A 17,806-nucleotide genomic window follows, 5' to 3' on the forward strand; every position below is an offset into this window, starting at 1 on the left:
GTTTGGACGCGGATTATTATTGGTCGAACACCCATGGATCAGGGTTGTGCGCGGGGCGGCTCGGGATGGGAGCAAACACCGGTCAGACACGGTAAAGCGGTGCCTGGACGCGCTCAGTGCGGGTAGCACGCGGTCGGGCGGGGCTTGGGTAAGCCGCCCGATTATAGGAAGGGGTTTGCGGATCCAACAAGGGGCTTAAGCGGCGACCGGCACCGTGCTGGTGTGCCAGATCAGCACCTTGGCGACGCGGTTGTCCTCGGTCTCGAGGATTTCCAGGCGATAGCGGCCGATTTTCAGGCACACGGCGCAATCCGGAATGGTCTCCAGTGCTTCGGTCACCAGGCCGTTGAGGGTCTTGGGGCCGTCGCTGGGCAGGTGCCAGCCGAGGGTTTTGTTCAAGTCACGGATCGAGGCGGCGCCGTCGATCACGTAGCGGCCATCCAGTTGGGGCTGGATGTGCGGGTTGTCGAGGTGCTGCTCGTTTTCGAACTCACCGACGATTTCTTCAAGAATGTCTTCCAGGGTCACAATGCCCAGCACTTCGCCGTATTCGTCCACCACCATGCCCAGGCGGCGCTGTTGCTTGTGGAAGTTCAGCAATTGCAGTTGCAGCGGTGTGCTTTCCGGAACGAAGTAGGGCTCGTGGCAGGCCTCCAGCAGCGCTTCCTTGGTCAGGCTGGCGTCCGGCAGCAGGTGGCGGATCTGCCGCGTGTTGAGCACCGCCTCGACCTGGTTGATATCGCTGTGGAACACCGGCAGCCGGGTTCGGGTGGAAACCCGCAGTTGCTCGATGATTTCCTCTACCGGGTCATCCAGGTTGATGCCGTCCACTTCGCTGCGGGGCACCAGGATGTCGTTGACGGTGATGTTGTCCAGGGCGTGGATGCCCGGCATGCCCGGCGCGCGGGTGTTGGGGATTTCGGCTTCCGGCTCGTCGTCCTGGTCCGGCTGCGGCTCGTCGCTCTTCTTGACCAGCCCGGGCTTGCGGGTGAACGGGCGCAGCAGCAACAGGCTGACACCGTTGAGCAGCCAGGCCAGCGGATAAAGGATTTTCAGCGGCACGCTCAGCAAGGTATTGCCGAAGCCAAGGATGGTTTGCGGGTGGCGAGTGGCCAGGGCACGCGGAAGATAGTCGGCCAGCACCAGCAGCACCGCGCTGGAGATCACCCAGCCGAGCCACGGGCCGTTTTGCGCCCAGGCGTAGATCGCCAGCAGGGTGCAGAGAATCACCACCACGGCGCGGCACAGGGTGTTGCAGAGGATCAGGCTGTTGCGCGGGAAGTTCAGGCGGGCGGCGGCTTTGTCACCCTGGCGGGTGCCGGGGCGCAGGGCCAGCAAATGTTGCTGGGCGGCTTCGATGGCGGTAAACAGCGCCGACCATAAAACCAGCAAGGCTACTACCGCAAGCATCGGCCCCAAGGGCAAGTTGTCCATGTCGGCTGCCCGTCAGATATGCAGGATGTATTCGCGAACCAGCTTGCTGCCGAAATAGGCCAGCATCAGCAGGCAGAAACCGGCCAGGGTCCAGCGGATCGCCTTGTGCCCGCGCCAGCCGAGACGGTTGCGGCCCCACAGCAGCACGCTGAACACCACCCAGGCCAGGCAGGCCAGCAGGGTTTTATGCACAAGGTGCTGGGCAAACAGGTTCTCGACGAACAGCCAGCCGGAGATCAGTGACAGCGACAGCAGCGTCCAGCCGGCCCAGAGGAAGCCGAACAGCAGGCTTTCCATGGTTTGCAGCGGCGGGAAGTTCTTGATCAGCCCCGACGGGTGCTTGTGCTTGAGTTGGTGGTCTTGCAACAGCAGCAGCAAGGCCTGGAACACCGCGATGGTGAACATGCCGTAGGCGAGGATCGACAGCAGGATGTGGGCGAGGATGCCCGGCTCTTCATCAATGACCTGCACGGTGCCGGTCGGTGTGAATTGCGCCAGCAGCACCGTCAGCATCCCGAGCGGGAACAACAGCACCAGCAGGTTCTCCACCGGGATCCGGTAGCAGGCCATCAGGGTCAGCGCGATCACCGCGGCGGCAATCAGGCTGGCAGCGCTGAAGAAATCCAGGCCCAGGCCGACCGGCGTCATCAAGTGCGTGAACAGGCTGGCGGCGTGAGCCAGCAGGGCGAGGACGCCAAGGCCTACCAGCAGGCGTTTGTCGGCCTTGGCGCCTTGGGCCAGACGAGTGCCCTGATAGAGGGTCGCAGCGGCATACAAGATGGCGGCGGCGAGGCTGGGTAGCAAACTGGGTGACAAAGGGAGCATAAATCCTGTTAAGCAGGCCCGAAAGGCGCTGAGTTTGGCATACACCTGCGTAACACGAAAGACTCTCAGGCCAGACAGCGGGTGTGCATGGCGACAGTCTTCGCTATAATCCGCGACCTGCCCACGCCGCAGGCTCGCCGAGCGCTGTTTTTAATAGCGATTTACCACAGCCTGGGCCGCCATTACCTCGGTCTAACAATGCATTTCGATGAATAGGGCCTGAAAGGATCGCGCATGTTTGAAAATCTGACTGACCGTCTCTCGCAGACGCTGCGCCATGTCACCGGCAAGGCCAAGCTGACCGAGGACAATATTAAAGACACCCTGCGTGAAGTGCGCATGGCGTTGCTGGAAGCCGACGTCGCCTTGCCGGTGGTGAAGGACTTCGTCAACTCGGTCAAAGAGCGCGCGGTCGGCACCGAAGTGTCCCGCAGCCTGACGCCGGGCCAGGCCTTTGTGAAGATCGTCCAGGCCGAACTCGAAAGCCTGATGGGCGCGGCCAACGAAGATTTGAACCTCAGCGCCGTGCCGCCAGCCGTTGTGCTGATGGCCGGTCTGCAAGGTGCGGGCAAGACCACCACCGCCGGCAAACTGGCGCGCTTCCTTAAAGAGCGCAAGAAGAAGTCGGTGATGGTGGTGTCTGCCGACGTTTACCGTCCGGCGGCTATTAAACAGCTGGAAATGCTCGCGGGCGAAGTGGGCGTGACCTTCTTCCCGTCCGACCTGAGCCAGAAGCCGGTCGATATTGCCCAGGCGGCTATTAAAGAAGCCAAGCTGAAATTCATCGACGTGGTCATCGTCGATACCGCCGGTCGCCTGCACATCGACGAAGAGATGATGGGCGAGATCAAGGCGCTGCATGCCGCGATCAACCCGGTAGAAACCCTGTTCGTGGTCGATGCCATGACCGGCCAGGATGCGGCCAATACCGCCAAGGCCTTTGGTGATGCACTGCCGCTGACCGGTGTGATCCTGACCAAGGTCGACGGCGATGCCCGTGGCGGTGCCGCCTTGTCGGTACGCGCCATTACCGGCAAGCCGATCAAGTTCATCGGTATGGGCGAGAAGAGCGAAGCGCTCGAGCCGTTCCACCCTGAGCGTATCGCCTCGCGTATCCTCGGCATGGGCGACGTGCTCAGCCTGATCGAGCAAGCGGAAGCGACCCTCGACAAGGACAAGGCCGACAAGCTGGCTAAAAAGCTGAAGAAGGGCAAGGGCTTCGACCTCGAAGACTTCCGCGACCAGCTGCAGCAGATGAAGAACATGGGCGGCCTCGGCGGCCTGATGGACAAGCTGCCGAACATCGGCGGCGTGAACCTGGCGCAAATGGGCAATGCCCAGGGCGCGGCAGAGAAGCAATTCAAGCAGATGGAAGCCATCATCAATTCCATGACCCCGGCCGAGCGCCGCGACCCTGAGCTGATCAGCGGTTCGCGCAAACGTCGGATCGCCATGGGTTCCGGCACCCAGGTGCAGGACATCGGTCGCTTGATCAAGCAGCACAAGCAGATGCAGAAGATGATGAAGAAATTCTCCGCAAAAGGCGGGATGGCCAAGATGATGCGCGGCATGGGCGGTATGTTGCCCGGCGGCGGCATGCCGAAAATGTAAAGAATTCGAGCAGAAGTTCGCTTCTGCTCCGACCCGCAGGGATGCGGGATCTCCAGCAAACCCGCCATTGGCGGGAGCTGACTTGCCGTTTTAACCGACGGCTCTATAGCAGATCTGAATGGCACGCTGATAGGCGCCAGAAAAAGACATTTGCAAAAGTCCGGATATTCCTTAGAATATGCGGCCTTTCGGGCACCTATGCCCGCTGTGCATTTAGATTTGCAGCACCGACTACAGGAACGATGTTCACATGCTAACAATCCGTCTTGCCCTTGGCGGCTCCAAAAAGCGCCCGTTTTACCACTTGACCGTAACTGACAGCCGCAACCCACGTGACGGCTCTCACAAGGAACAAGTTGGCTTCTTCAACCCGATCGCTCGTGGTCAAGAAGTCCGTCTGTCCGTGAACCAAGAGCGCGTAGCCTACTGGCTGAGCGTTGGTGCACAACCTTCTGAGCGCGTTGCTCAGTTGTTGAAGGATGCATCTAAGGCTGCGGCCTGAGCAATATGAACGCGACGCCAGCGGTTGCTGATGATTTGATCGTTATCGGCAAGATTTATTCTGTTCATGGCGTTCGCGGCGAAGTGAAGGTGTATTCCTTTACTGATCCGACTGAAAACCTGTTGCAGTACAAGACCTGGACGCTCAAGCGCGAAGGTAGTGTGAAACAGGTAGAGCTGGTCAGTGGACGCGGGAGCGACAAGTTCCTGGTCGCAAAGCTCAAGGGTCTTGATGATCGTGAAGAAGCTCGTCTTCTGGCCGGTTATGAGATCTGCGTGCCGCGCAACCTGTTCCCTGAATTGACCGACGGCGAGTACTACTGGTACCAGCTGGAAGGTCTGAAGGTTATTGATCAACTCGGGCAATTGCTCGGGAAAATCGATCATCTTCTGGAAACCGGCGCCAATGATGTAATGGTGGTCAAGCCTTGCGCTGGCAGCCTGGATGATCGCGAACGCCTGTTGCCCTATACCGAGCAATGCGTGTTGGCCGTCGACCTGGCAGCGGGCGAGATGAAGGTGGAATGGGACGCGGACTTCTAACGTGGCTAACCTGCGCGTTGAAGTGATCAGTTTGTTTCCCGAGATGTTTTCTGCCATCAGCGAGTACGGCATCACCAGTCGGGCGGTGAAACAGGGGCTCTTGCAGCTCACCTGTTGGAACCCGCGAGACTACACGACGGATCGACATCACACTGTGGACGATCGCCCATTTGGCGGTGGCCCGGGCATGGTGATGAAGATCAAGCCCCTGGAAGATGCGTTGGTTCAGGCCAAGGCAGCCGCCGGGGAGAAGGCGAAGGTAATTTACCTGTCCCCTCAAGGCCGTCAGCTGAATCAGTCGGCGGTACGCGAGTTGGCGAATCTGGAAGCATTAATCCTGATTGCCGGTCGCTATGAAGGCATTGACGAGCGGTTTATTGAAGCTCATGTCGATGAAGAGTGGTCGATTGGGGACTATGTCCTGTCTGGCGGCGAGCTGCCGGCGATGGTCCTGATAGATGCGGTTACACGACTGCTGCCTGGAGCTTTAGGGCATGCGGACTCCGCGGAGGAAGATTCCTTCACGGATGGTTTGCTGGATTGCCCGCACTACACCCGACCGGAGGTGTATGCGGATCAGCGTGTTCCCGACGTATTGCTAAGTGGCAATCACGCACACATCCGGCGTTGGCGTTTACAGCAGTCCCTCGGGCGGACCTATGAACGACGCGCCGATCTTCTGGAAAGCCGCTCGCTTTCTGGAGAAGAGAAGAAGCTGCTCGAGGAATACATCCTCGCGCGGGACGATAGTTAACAACGTATCGATGGTAGGTCCGACGACTTACCTTAGGAGCACAGCATGACTAACAAAATCATCCTTGCACTCGAAGCAGAGCAGATGACCAAAGAGATCCCTACCTTTGCCCCGGGCGACACCATTGTCGTTCAGGTGAAAGTGAAGGAAGGCGACCGTTCGCGTCTGCAAGCGTTCGAAGGCGTGGTAATTGCCAAGCGTAACCGTGGTGTGAACAGTGCTTTCACTGTTCGTAAAATCTCCAACGGTGTTGGCGTAGAGCGTACTTTCCAGACCTACAGCCCGCAAATCGACAGCATGGCCGTTAAACGTCGCGGTGACGTACGTAAAGCCAAGCTGTACTACCTGCGTGACCTGTCCGGTAAAGCAGCTCGCATCAAGGAAAAACTGGCTTAAGTCCAGCTTCCCGATGCAGAAAAAAGCAGCCTACGGGCTGCTTTTTTGTTGCCTGAAATTTGTCTATTTCCCCGGTATCTATTCATGACTCCCCGCCTCGAAGAAATTCAGCGTCGCACTGACCTTAAAGCCGTTTTCCGCTTTTGTGGCGAGGGAGCTTGCTCCCGTTGGGCTGCGCAGCGGCCCTGAAACCGGCAATAGAAGTCTCTCTGTTGGACCTCAATGGTCAATCAGGGCCGCTTCGCGCCCCAGCGGGAGCAAGCTCCCTTGCCACAGATTATTTGCCCGCTTTCATTGATGTGTAGCGGCCCGTGCTGCGATAGGATCTACCCGATACCGCCATTTTCCCTGCTTGAGCCCTCATGCCCGCCATCGACCACCCGCAGATAGATCGCTTCCTCGACGCCCTCTGGCTGGAAAAAGGCCTGTCGGACAACACCCGCCAGGCTTACCGCAGCGACCTCGCGTTGTTCAATGGCTGGCTGCAGGAGAAAAACCTCGAGCTGCTCGACGCCGGTCGCGAGCTGATTCTCGACCACCTGGCTTGGCGCCTGGAGCAAAACTACAAGCCTCGCTCTACTGCGCGTTTTCTCTCAGGCGTGCGTGGCTTCTATCGCTACCTGCTGCGGGAAAAGCTGATCGCTGTCGACCCAACCCTGCAAATCGACATGCCACAGTTGGGCCGGCCACTGCCCAAATCCCTGTCGGAAGCCGACGTCGAAGCCCTGCTCGCAGCCCCCGACCTGAGCGAAGCCATCGGCCAGCGCGACCGTGCCATGCTGGAAGTGCTGTATGCCTGCGGCCTGCGCGTCACCGAGCTGATCAGCCTGACCCTGGAACAGGTCAACCTGCGCCAGGGTGTATTGCGCGTAATGGGCAAGGGCAGCAAGGAGCGCCTGGTGCCCATGGGTGAAGAGGCGATCGTGTGGATCGAACGCTACATGCGCGACGCCCGAGCCGAGTTGCTCAACGGTCGGCCCAGCGATGTACTGTTTCCCAGCCAGCGCGGCGAACAGATGACCCGCCAGACCTTCTGGCATCGCATCAAGCACCAAGCCAAGGTTGCCGGCATCGGCAAGTCGCTGTCGCCCCACACCCTGCGCCACGCGTTCGCCACGCATTTGCTCAACCACGGCGCGGATTTGCGCGTGGTTCAAATGCTCCTGGGCCACAGCGACTTATCCACCACCCAGATCTACACCCACGTGGCGCGGGCACGTTTGCAGGAGATGCACGCCAAGCACCATCCCCGTGGATGAAAAATACTTCGGAAAAAGCCCAATTTCCCCGCGACTGGCTGCCCTGCGGCCCAACTGTGGTAGGCTTTGCCGGTTCGCAAAGGGGACGGCCCAAACCCGTGTTTGAAGATCGGTGTTCCTGCTCCCGTCCCTGCATCTGCCTTCAGGAGTTCCCATGCGCTTGACCCAGATTTTTGCCATCGCAGCCATTGCGTTGGTCTCAACCTTTGCCGTCGCCGACGACGCCGCAGAGAAGACAATCCGCAAGAGCCTGGAAGCCCTCCAGCTCGACACCCCGATTGAAAGCATCAACGCCAGCCCGATGGCCGGCCTGTACGAAGTCAAGCTCAAGGGCAGCCGCGTGCTGTACGCCAGTGCCGATGGCCAGTACATCGTCCAGGGCTACCTGTTCCAGCTCAAAGACGGCAAGCCGGTGAACCTCACCGAGAAAGCCGAGCGCCTGGGCGTGTCCAAGCTGATCAACGGTATTCCGGTGGCTGAAACCGTGGTTTACCCGGCCATCGGCGAAACCAAGACCCACATCACCGTGTTCACCGACACCACCTGCCCGTACTGCCACAAGCTGCATGCCGAAGTGCCTGAGCTGAACAAGCTCGGCGTTGAAGTGCGCTACGTGGCGTTCCCGCGCCAGGGCCTGGGTTCGCCGGGTGACGAGCAGTTGCAAGCCGTCTGGTGTTCGGCCGACAAGAAAGCGGCCATGGACAAGATGGTCGATGGCAAGGAAATCAAGGCCGCCAAGTGCGCCAACCCGGTTTCCAAGCAGTTCGCCCTCGGCCAGTCGATTGGTGTGAACGGTACGCCGGCCATCGTTTTGGCTGACGGCCAGGTGATTCCGGGCTACCAGCCTGCGCCGCAAGTTGCCAAACTGGCACTGAACGCAAAGTAAGCATTATCGTCGAGCCTTGACGATCATGATCCGCCGACAGTTCGGCGGGTCATTAATAGAGAGCCGCAGTTGTGCGGCTGTTTTCACGGCCGACCTTGAGTCGGCCGTTTCATGGGGAGTTCTTCAGTGAAACCGGTCAAAGTAGGCATCTGTGGGTTAGGGACCGTCGGTGGCGGCACCTTCAACGTACTTCAGCGTAACGCTGAAGAAATTTCCCGCCGTGCAGGGCGTGGGATTGAAGTGGCACAAATTGCCACGCGTACGCCAAAGCCTCAGTTCCAAACGACCGGTATTGCGATTACCAACGATGTCTTCGAAGTCGCCACCAACCCTGAAATCGATATCGTCATCGAGCTGGTAGGCGGCTACACCGTGGCCCGCGAGCTGGTGCTCAAGGCCATCGAAAACGGCAAGCATGTGGTCACTGCCAACAAGGCGCTGATTGCCGTGCACGGTAACGAAATCTTCGCCAAGGCCCGCGAGAAGGGCGTGATCGTGGCGTTCGAAGCCGCCGTGGCCGGTGGCATCCCGGTGATCAAGGCGATCCGTGAAGGCCTGTCCGCCAACCGTATCAACTGGGTGGCCGGCATCATCAACGGCACCGGTAACTTCATCCTCACCGAAATGCGCGAGAAGGGCCGTACCTTCGAAGACGTGCTGGCCGAAGCCCAGGCCCTGGGTTACGCCGAAGCCGATCCGACCTTCGACGTGGAAGGCATCGACGCTGCCCACAAGCTGACCATCCTGGCGTCCATCGCCTTTGGTATCCCGCTGCAGTTCGACAAGGCCTACACCGAAGGCATCACCAAGCTGACCACCGCCGACGTGAACTACGCCGAAGCCCTGGGCTACCGCATCAAGCACCTCGGTGTGGCGCGCAGCACCCCGGCCGGTATCGAGCTGCGTGTGCACCCGACACTGATCCCGGCCGACCGCCTGATCGCCAACGTCAATGGCGTGATGAACGCCGTGATGGTCAACGGTGACGCTGCCGGTTCCACCCTGTTCTACGGCGCCGGCGCCGGCATGGAGCCGACCGCTTCGTCTGTGATCGCCGACCTGGTGGACGTGGTGCGTGCCATGACCAGCGACCCGGAAAACCGCGTACCGCACCTGGCCTTCCAGCCGGATTCGCTGTCGGCCCACCCGATCCTGCCGATCGAAGCCTGCGAAAGTGCCTACTACCTGCGCATCCAGGCCAAGGATCATCCGGGCGTGCTCGCTCAGGTGGCCAGCATCCTGTCGGAGCGCGGCATCAACATTGAATCGATCATGCAGAAGGAAGTCGAAGAACAAGACGGCCTGGTGCCCATGATCCTGCTGACTCACCGTGTGCTGGAGCAGCACATCAACGACGCCATCGCCGCGCTTGAAGCGTTGCAGGGCGTGGTTGGGCCGGTGGTGCGGATTCGCGTCGAACACCTGAACTAATCGTTTTGCGGCAAGGGCCCCACGCGTTCGGCGGCCCTTGTTCAAGCATGCTCTAGAGGAGCCAGTCATGCGTTATATCAGCACCCGCGGCCAGGCACCGGCCCTGAATTTCGAAGACGTTCTGCTGGCCGGTCTGGCCACTGACGGCGGCCTGTACGTGCCGGAAAATCTGCCACGCTTCACCCAGGAAGAAATCGCTTCGTGGGCCGGCCTGCCGTACCACGAGCTGGCGTTCCGGGTCATGCGCCCGTTCGTCACCGGCAGCATCCCGGATGCGGATTTCAAGAAGATCCTGGAAGAAACCTACGGCGTGTTTTCCCACAGCGCCATCGCCCCGTTGCGTCAACTGAACGGCAACGAATGGGTCCTGGAGCTGTTCCACGGCCCGACCCTGGCGTTCAAGGATTTCGCCCTGCAACTGCTGGGTCGCCTGCTGGACTATGTGCTGGAAAAACGCGGTGAGCGCGTGGTGATCATCGGCGCTACTTCCGGTGATACCGGCTCGGCGGCGATCGAAGGCTGCAAGCACTGCGAAAACGTCGACATCTTCATCCTGCACCCGCACAACCGCGTGTCGGAAGTGCAGCGTCGGCAGATGACCACGATCTTCGGCGAGAACATCCACAACATCGCCATCGAAGGCAACTTCGATGACTGCCAGGAAATGGTCAAGGCCAGCTTCGCCGACCAGAGCTTCCTCAAGGGCACCCGCCTGGTAGCGGTGAACTCGATCAACTGGGCGCGGATCATGGCCCAGATCGTCTACTACTTCCATGCTTCCCTGCAGTTGGGCGGCCCGGCGCGTTCGGTGTCGTTCTCGGTGCCAACCGGCAACTTCGGCGACATCTTCGCCGGTTACCTGGCACGCAACATGGGCCTGCCGATCAACCAGCTGATCGTCGCCACCAACCGCAACGACATCCTGCACCGCTTCATGAGCGGCAACCAGTACGTCAAGGAAACCCTGCACGCCACACTGTCGCCGTCGATGGACATCATGGTCTCGTCGAACTTCGAACGCCTGCTGTTCGACATGCACGGTCGCAACGGTGCTGCCCTGGCCGGCCTGATGGACAGCTTCAAGCAAGGTGGCGGTTTCAGCGTCGAACAGGAGCGCTGGACCGAAACCCGCAAGCTGTTCGACTCCCTGGCGGTGGACGACGCAGAAACCTGCGAGACCATCGCCGAAGTCTACGCCCAGACCGGCGAGCTGCTGGACCCGCACACCGCCATTGGCGTCAAGGCCGCGCGCGAATGCCGCCGCAGCCTGGACATCCCGATGGTGATTCTCGGCACCGCGCACCCGGTCAAATTCCCGGAAGCGGTAGAGAAGGCCGGGGTTGGCAAGGCGCTGGAATTGCCGCCGCACCTCACCGACCTGTTCGAGCGTGAAGAGCGTTGCACGGTATTGGCCAATGACCTGAAAGCGGTACAGGCGTTTGTCAGCCAGCATGGCAATCGCGGCAAGCCACTCTGAGCCAACGGCTTTGCGTGGTGGATCAAGCCCGTCTTCGTGACGGGCTTTTTCATTCTGGCGAGCCATACTTGCGCGGCGACCAACAAGAATAATCAAGGAAACCCAACCGGTGTATTTATCGACCCGAGCACACGCGTGGCTGGCATGTGTGCTGCTGCTTGGCCATGGTTCGGCAAGCCTCGCGGCTGTCAGCCTGCCGTTCAAGCTGGTGCCGGCGTTCATTGCCCTGGAGCCCATGCCCCTGACGGTCAGCGAGCAGCAATGGCTGGCGGCCCATCGGCCACTGAGAGTGGGCATTTCGATTGATGACTATCAGCCGATCGATATCACCCGCGACCGCAATCGCTACCAGGGCATCAGCGCCGATTACCTGAGCCTGATCGGCGCGCGTCTGCATGCACCGATGCAAGTCCTGGGTTTTGCCGAGCGGGCGCAGGCGGTGGAGGCCCTGCGGAGCGGCGCCATCGATATTCTCACCAGTGCCAACGGTTACGAGCGTGATGTGTCGGGGTTGCGCTTTACCGAAGACTACATGCCGGACCGCTCGGTGGTGGTCGTGCGCCGGGATGACAGCACCCAGAACGAGGACCTCAAGGACAAGAAGCTGGTGTTGCTGGACGGTTACGCCAACGTCAAGAACGTCCATCAGGCGTATCCCGGCAGCCACATCATGCTGGCACCGAATCTCTACAGTGGCCTCGAAGCGCTGAAGCAAGGTGATGCCGATGCGTTTATCGGCAACGAAGTGATCGTGCGCGCCTATAAATCGCTACGGCCCTACCTGGGCTTGCAGATCAAGGTGGAAAGCCGGCTGGCGCCCATCGGCTTTGCCTTTGCCACGCGGGAGGCCGACCCGTTGTTGGGGACGCTGATGGAACGGGCGCTGGCGAGTATTGATGAGTCTGTGCGGCGGGAGATCCTTGCGCGCTGGACCACCGGACTGGGGGTGGGCATTGCCGCCGAGCGCATCGCCTTGTCGGCCCCGGAGCGGGCCTGGGTACTTCAGCATCCGCATGTGGTGGTGGCGTCCCAGCAACTGTCTCCCTATGTATTCAAGGACAAGGACGGCCAGTGGGTGGGGCTGAATGTGGACTTGCTCAACCGCATTTCACGCATGACCGGCCTGCAGTTCGTGATGGAGGAAGTGTCCTCCACGGCACAGACCCTGGGGTTGCTGGAAACGGGCAGGGCGGACATGAACACCACCCTGGCCGAAAATCAGGAGCGCAAGGCCTTTCTCGATTTCAGCCATGGGTTCGGGGGCTCAGGCTGGGTGTTTATCCAGCGCGCTGACGCACCGCCAGTGGCCAGTTTGAGCGAGCTTTCAGGCAAGGTGCTGGCGCTGCCGGCACGCCATGTCCTGGAGGGATATATTCGTCGCGAGCACCCCGGGATCAAGCTGCAATCGGTGGATAACTACGTCCAGGCCCGTGAGCTGGTAACGCAGGGTCGCGCGGCGGCGACTATCCAGAGTGAAGTGGAAGTGCAGAGTTACCCGGCCGATGAGTTGCGCATCGGCCGCAGTGTCGAGGGCAAGTGGTCGGCCAACAGCCTGTCGGTGCGCAAGGATCAACCGGAACTGCTGAGCATTTTGAACAAGGCGCTGGAAGCGCTGCCGGTCGCGGAATTGAGCGCCCTGCGTTTGCGTTGGCTGGGTAGCGTACCCGTCCCGGTGCCGGCCTGGCAGCGTGTGCCGCCGTGGGCCTACTGGACGGTCGCCACGGCGCTGCTGTTTGTGCTGGTGTCACTGGCCTGGAACAGCCGGCTCAAGCGCCAGATTCGCCAGCGCCTCCAGGCCGAGCAGCGGCTCAACGACCAGTTGGCGTTCAAGCGCGCGCTGCTGGACGGCATGCCCAACCCGGTATTTGTGCGTGATCTGGAAGGACGCCTGGTGACCTGCAACACCAGCTATGAACAACAGTTGAACACCCGGCGCGAGCAGATCCAGGGCCTGACGCTGATGGAAAGCGGGCTGATGCCTGACGCTACGGCCGCGCGCCTGCATGCCGGCCACATGGAGCAATTGGCGAGCCAGCAGTCGCTGTTCGTCGACCGGCAGCTGGAGTTCAATGGCGGGGCGTTTCATGTGTATCAGTGGACGGTGCCGTTCTTCGACGCCAAGGGCCAGCTCCAGGGTTTGCTCGGTGGCTGGGTCGATATCAACGAGCGCAAGGTCCTGGAGCTCCAGCTGATGGATGCGCGGCAGGCCGCTGACGAAGCGAACTACGCAAAAAGCGCGTTTCTCTCGACCCTGAGCCACGAGATTCGCACGCCGATGACCGCCATTATCGGTCTGCTCGAGCTGGAGCAGGAGCGTGCCCTGGCTGAAGGCAAGCCAGTGTCTGAAGCCCTGCGAGTGGCCCATCGCTCGGCGCGGGAGTTGATTGCCCTGATGGGTGACAGCCTCGACCTGGCCAAGATTGAAGCCGGTCATCTGCAACTGGCGCCGCAGGCCACTGACTTGAGAGGTTTCTTCGAGGGCATACAGCGCTTGTTCGAACCCATGGCGCAGAAAAAGGGCCTTCACCTGACCCTGGCATTCGACCCGAGCGCGCAAGGGTATTACTGGTTCGACCCGCTGCGCCTGCGTCAGGTTATCCATAACCTGTTGGGCAACGCGCTCAAGTTCACCTCGCGCGGCGAGGTTCGGGTCAGTGTTGCGCGCAAGCTTGACCCGGCGGGGGCCGAATATTTGCACCTGTGTGTGGAGGACAGCGGGCCGGGCATTGGCGTCGAGCAGCAGGCGCGAGTGTTCAAGCCGTTTATCCAGGTCAGCGCGCGGACGGCTGCCGAGCACGGCGGCACGGGACTGGGCTTGAGCATCTGCCAGCAACTGGTGGAATTGATGGGAGGCAGCATCACCCTGAGCAGCGTGGTGGGAGAGGGCACGGTGGTGTGCATCGACCTGTACCTTGATCGGGTCAGCAGTGACGACGTGCCGGCATCTGCCGGTGTACCGCTGCTGGTCGCCGGCCGCAACCTGTCGGTGTTGGTGGTGGATGACCTGCCGGCCAATCGGCTGGTGCTGGTTCAGCAGTTGCAGTTCCTGGGTCATCAAGTAGTGGCCGTCGACTCGGCCGAAGCGGCCTTGCAGCGTTGGCATCATGAGGTGTTTGACGTCCTGGTCACCGATTGCAATATGCCGGGCATGTCCGGCTACGCCTTGAGTGAGGCCATCCGCCGGCTGGAAGCCCAGGAGCAACGGCCACGCCTGGCGCTGGTGGGTTGCACGGCGAATGCCCTGGATGATGAACAGCAGCGCTGCCGGGAGGCGGGAATGGATGAACTGCTGGTCAAGCCCGTGACCCTTGAGCACTGGACGCGTGTGCTCGCCCGCGTCGCGCCTGCACGCTCTTTCAGCATCCAGACCCTGCGCACCATGACCCAGGCCGACGGACCGGTTTTGCAGCGGATGCTGCAGGAGCTGGCGAGGAGCCTTGAGCAGGAGCATAACCTGATGGCCTCCGCCATGGCGGACCACGACCAGGTCCGGCTGGCCGCCTCGCTGCACCGCCTGAAGGGCATATGCTGCCTGGTGGATGCGTTGCCGCTGGCCAAGGCCTGTGTGGCGCTGGAAGGGTGTATTCGGGAGCAGCGCAACGCTGAGATTGAAATGCATTGGTTAGCGCTGCGCGAAGCATTGATCGAATTCCAGGTCGAGCTTGAGGCTTATCTGGACCCGTCCGAATAAGACATGTCCTATGGGGAAGGCGCGGGGTTTTTATTAGTCTGTGCACCCTCGCTTCTCCCCGGTAACGTTTTTCATGCGCTCCCTCAACGTCCTGATCCTCGAAGATAACCCGTTCCAACTGATGGCCCTGCATCAGATGCTCAACGCCAACGGCGTATTCAATGTACGCACGGCCGAAACGGTCGACGCCGCTCGCCAGTCACTGGAGAGCAAGGGCGCGGTGGACATCGCGATTTGCGATCTGTACCTGGAGCAGGGTGATGGCCTTGAGCTGATTCGGGAAATGGCCGAGCGCCGCCAGGCTCAGGTGTTGATCCTGCTGAGCAACGCCGAGCCGGATGTGCTGGAAGGCGTGGCGCACATGGCCCGACAGTTGGGGCTCAACGTGCTCGGCTGCCTGCCCAAGCCGGCGTCGGCAACGCTGATCGGGAAAGTCCTCGAGGCGTGCCGGGAGCGCTTGCGGCCCGGGCCGCCGGTGGTGTCCTGGGAGCGGGTGCGCCAGTTGCTGGACTTGAGCGAATCCGAGCAGTTGCCGCCTTCGGCGGATCTGAGCCAGGCCGCTATCGCCCGCTGCGGCACGGTCTGGTATCAGCCCATTGTCAGCCAGGCGGGCGTGTTGCAAGGTGTCGAAGCGCTGGCCCGCTGGCAGCTTCCTGACGGCGAGTTGCTGTTGCCTGACGCGTTTCTGCCGGTGCTGGAGTTTGCCGGAATGGAAGAGGCGTTTACCTGGCACGTGCTGGAACAAGCGCTGGGCCAGGCGGCACACGTCATGCGCGAAACCGGGCAGGTGCTGCCGGTGGCGGTGAATATCCCGGGGCGGATGCTGGAGCGTCCGCACTTTCCCCAAGTGCTGCAAGGCTTGCTGCAACTTCACGGCGTGCCCGCCCGTGGCCTGACCCTGGAACTGGTGGAAACCTCGCGCCTGAACACCGACAGCGCCCACGTCACCGGCTTGCTGCGTTTGCGGATGATGGGGTGCAAACTGTCCATCGGTGATTTCGGCGTGGGCGGCACCAGCCTGCAACGCTTGCTGGAATTGCCCTTCAGCGAATTGAAGATCCCGCCGGCGTTTGCCAGCGGCATGGCCAGGGACGATCGCAAGGCGGCAGTGGTTGCCGGCGCCATGAGCATGGCGAGGCGACTGGGTGTGGGTGTGGTGGTGACCGGGGTTGAAAGCGCCGCCGACTATCACGCGGTGAGTGAACTGGGGGCTGCGTGGTTGCAAGGCTGCTTTATCGCCGGCCCCATGGACGCCGAGGCGCTCAAGCAGTGGATCGCGTTTCAGGCTAGGCCAGCCCGTGTTCCTGCACATAGATAAACAGCGCGGCGTCGTTGCTCAGGCCCAGCTTGCGCATGGCGCTGACCTTTTGTGCACTGACGGTTTGCTTGCTGCGATGAAGATTTGCGGCGATCTCGCCTACCGTCAGGCCGCCGGCCAGCAGGCGGATGACTTCCAGTTCACGGGGTGATAGTTGATCCTGGGAGTGCACACGCTCGACGCCTGCCAGGTTCAGTGACTGACTGATGGTCTGGGCCACATAACGTCGCTGCTGGCGCACCTGACGGATTGCTTCAGGCAATTCGTCTGCGAGACTGGCCTTGCTCAGCAGGCCCATGACACCCAGCTCCAGGATGGCGTGGAACAGGCCGGCGTTGTTCAGCATGGTCACCACCACGATGGGCAGGCCCGGGTGATGCCGGCGCAGTTGTTCGATCAGGCGCAAGCCGTCGGCCTGGGGCTCGGCGGGCATCATGAAGTCGGTCACCAGAATGTCGCAGGCACAACGTTGCAGCAGTTCGCCAAGGGCCTGGGGTGAGTTGGCTTCACCGACGATGGTTAGCCTCTCGTCACGTTCCAGGACTGCCCGCAGACCGATGAGGAAAATCGGGTGGTCGTCGGCGAGGACGATGCGCAATGGCTTGTCAGACGTTTCGTTCAATACAGGCTCCCGGGGTAATTCGGGGATTCTAGCCTGTTAACGCAGGAGAGAGTCTGAAGGTGCGGTTTACAAAGGTGTGAAAAACGCCGCGTCCCCGTCCGTGGGGCAGCGGCGTTTTTCGTTTCTGGCAGGCCCGGCCGGAGCGATCGTTTAGGCGAGTAGTTTTTGCGCCACTGCCATTACGGTTCCGACAGCCGTGAAGAAGCCGATGGCGATACCAACGGGATACCAGAAATTCTCTCGGGTTATCTTGTGGGACTCTGCGTTTAGCTTGCGTTGCTCGGCATAAATTCTGGATATGTCGGCGTGAATCTTCTCTAGTATTGCCTGCTCTTTTTCGTGTTCCAGCATGGTCTTCGTCCTTCGCAACGGGGCCTTTTGGTATGCGCTGTTTATCGATGTGCCGGCATGATCAGCACTCACCGAGTATAGGATTCACCCTCGGCATCAGCGCCAAAACGGCAACTCATTGAGTAAGCAGTTATGTGCTGCCGTTTTTTGCTTGTCATGTTGCAAGCGCATGCTGGACACGTCATCCCCCGGCAACCCTTGAAAGACGAAAAAGCGAACTTTCCTACGACGCAAATAGTCACTTAGGATAGATGCAGCTCCCGTTTACACGATTGTTTCCGAACTATTGAGTGGTGATCGAGATGGAAAGTATCAGCCTATTGCTCGGTGAAGCACTGAGCCCTTATCAGGTCACGCTGACCACCTCGGGTGTGCAGGGCGAATGCCTGGTGACCGTAAAGAATCCGGCCGGTGCCATCGTGGTCGAACGAGAAGTCGACCAGGCACAATTGACCGACAAGCGTGCATTGGTGGATGTGGTGGACTGTTTGCACCGCGACTTGATGATTGCCGAAGGACGCCTGGAACCCTCGGTCATGGCGGCCCTGCGCAATGCGGCCCTGACTCGGCCGATCGCCTGCGCATGAAGATTTATTTTTGTTGGGAACCTTCCTACGGCAAGGTGAGTCAGATTTTGTAACAGCGAGATCAAGCATTGTGCTCCGGTGCTTGTGGCTCGTTGTTACTGGTCTTTTTAGGCCCTTATT

The 17,806-nt window shown here is 60.6% G+C and carries 16 protein-coding genes; 12 read left to right on the plus strand and 4 right to left on the minus strand.

Features of this window, described 5'->3' with window-relative positions; all coding sequences use genetic code 11:
- Window positions 1–195: 195 nt before the first annotated feature.
- The gene (locus HYE77_RS25555; protein WP_008438241.1) at window positions 196–1,434 is read right to left on the minus strand and encodes a transporter associated domain-containing protein; all 1,239 of its coding nucleotides are present in this window, start codon (window positions 1,432–1,434) and stop codon (window positions 196–198) included.
- A 12-nt stretch (window positions 1,435–1,446) separates the two neighbouring features.
- Window positions 1,447–2,259 carry an inner membrane protein YpjD gene (locus HYE77_RS25560; RefSeq protein ID WP_010176828.1) on the minus strand — a complete coding sequence of 271 codons (813 nt, stop codon included), beginning with the start codon at window positions 2,257–2,259 and terminating at the stop codon, window positions 1,447–1,449.
- A gap of 234 nt (window positions 2,260–2,493) precedes the next feature.
- Between HYE77_RS25560 and ffh the strand changes: the two genes are divergently transcribed.
- The 11 genes from ffh to HYE77_RS25615 all read left to right on the plus strand — a co-directional run bounded on the left by ffh (window position 2,494) and on the right by HYE77_RS25615 (window position 16,126).
- Entirely contained in the window at window positions 2,494–3,870 is a 1,377-nt protein-coding gene (ffh, locus tag HYE77_RS25565; RefSeq protein ID WP_003209589.1) for a signal recognition particle protein, read from the plus strand.
- 250 nt (window positions 3,871–4,120) lie between these two features.
- Entirely contained in the window at window positions 4,121–4,372 is a 252-nt protein-coding gene (gene rpsP, locus HYE77_RS25570; protein ID WP_003209587.1) for a 30S ribosomal protein S16, read from the plus strand.
- A gap of 5 nt (window positions 4,373–4,377) precedes the next feature.
- A complete protein-coding gene (gene rimM / locus HYE77_RS25575) occupies window positions 4,378–4,914 on the plus strand; it encodes a ribosome maturation factor RimM (RefSeq protein ID WP_003175898.1) in 537 nt (178 codons plus the stop codon).
- Between the two features lie 43 nt (window positions 4,915–4,957).
- On the plus strand, window positions 4,958–5,668 hold the full coding sequence (gene trmD / locus HYE77_RS25580) for a tRNA (guanosine(37)-N1)-methyltransferase TrmD (RefSeq protein ID WP_256344226.1): 711 nt from the start codon (window positions 4,958–4,960) through the stop codon (window positions 5,666–5,668).
- A gap of 45 nt (window positions 5,669–5,713) precedes the next feature.
- Entirely contained in the window at window positions 5,714–6,064 is a 351-nt protein-coding gene (gene rplS, locus HYE77_RS25585; protein ID WP_003175895.1) for a 50S ribosomal protein L19, read from the plus strand.
- A 362-nt stretch (window positions 6,065–6,426) separates the two neighbouring features.
- Window positions 6,427–7,323 (plus strand): site-specific tyrosine recombinase XerD, encoded by an 897-nt coding sequence (gene xerD, locus HYE77_RS25590; protein WP_177020419.1) that lies wholly within the window; start codon window positions 6,427–6,429, stop codon window positions 7,321–7,323.
- A 154-nt stretch (window positions 7,324–7,477) separates the two neighbouring features.
- A complete protein-coding gene (gene dsbC / locus HYE77_RS25595) occupies window positions 7,478–8,209 on the plus strand; it encodes a bifunctional protein-disulfide isomerase/oxidoreductase DsbC (RefSeq protein ID WP_003209582.1) in 732 nt (243 codons plus the stop codon).
- 126 nt (window positions 8,210–8,335) lie between these two features.
- Window positions 8,336–9,640: a homoserine dehydrogenase gene (locus HYE77_RS25600; RefSeq protein ID WP_003209580.1), complete on the plus strand. Its 1,305-nt coding sequence runs from the start codon at window positions 8,336–8,338 to the stop codon at window positions 9,638–9,640.
- Between the two features lie 67 nt (window positions 9,641–9,707).
- Window positions 9,708–11,117 carry a threonine synthase gene (thrC, locus tag HYE77_RS25605; RefSeq protein WP_003209579.1) on the plus strand — a complete coding sequence of 470 codons (1,410 nt, stop codon included), beginning with the start codon at window positions 9,708–9,710 and terminating at the stop codon, window positions 11,115–11,117.
- A gap of 109 nt (window positions 11,118–11,226) precedes the next feature.
- Window positions 11,227–14,808, plus strand: a complete 3,582-nt coding sequence (locus HYE77_RS25610; protein ID WP_177069746.1) for a transporter substrate-binding domain-containing protein — start codon at window positions 11,227–11,229, stop codon at window positions 14,806–14,808.
- Window positions 14,809–14,881: 73 nt separating this feature from the next.
- The gene (locus HYE77_RS25615; protein ID WP_177069748.1) at window positions 14,882–16,126 is read left to right on the plus strand and encodes an EAL domain-containing protein; all 1,245 of its coding nucleotides are present in this window, start codon (window positions 14,882–14,884) and stop codon (window positions 16,124–16,126) included.
- On the opposite strand, the gene HYE77_RS25620 is transcribed toward HYE77_RS25615, so the two are convergent.
- On the minus strand, window positions 16,095–16,748 hold the full coding sequence (locus HYE77_RS25620; protein WP_003209573.1) for a response regulator transcription factor: 654 nt from the start codon (window positions 16,746–16,748) through the stop codon (window positions 16,095–16,097). The genes HYE77_RS25615 and HYE77_RS25620 overlap by 32 nt on opposite strands.
- A gap of 150 nt (window positions 16,749–16,898) precedes the next feature.
- On the minus strand, window positions 16,899–17,099 hold the full coding sequence (locus HYE77_RS25625; protein WP_003209572.1) for a hypothetical protein: 201 nt from the start codon (window positions 17,097–17,099) through the stop codon (window positions 16,899–16,901).
- A 302-nt stretch (window positions 17,100–17,401) separates the two neighbouring features.
- On the opposite strand from HYE77_RS25625, the gene HYE77_RS25630 reads away from it, so the two are divergent.
- Complete coding sequence (locus tag HYE77_RS25630) at window positions 17,402–17,686, plus strand: DUF3509 domain-containing protein (RefSeq protein ID WP_003209570.1); 285 nt, start codon at window positions 17,402–17,404, stop codon at window positions 17,684–17,686.
- Window positions 17,687–17,806 lie beyond the last annotated feature (120 nt).

Source organism: Pseudomonas sp. IPO3774 (genome assembly GCF_013386835.1).
GTDB lineage: Bacteria > Pseudomonadota > Gammaproteobacteria > Pseudomonadales > Pseudomonadaceae > Aquipseudomonas.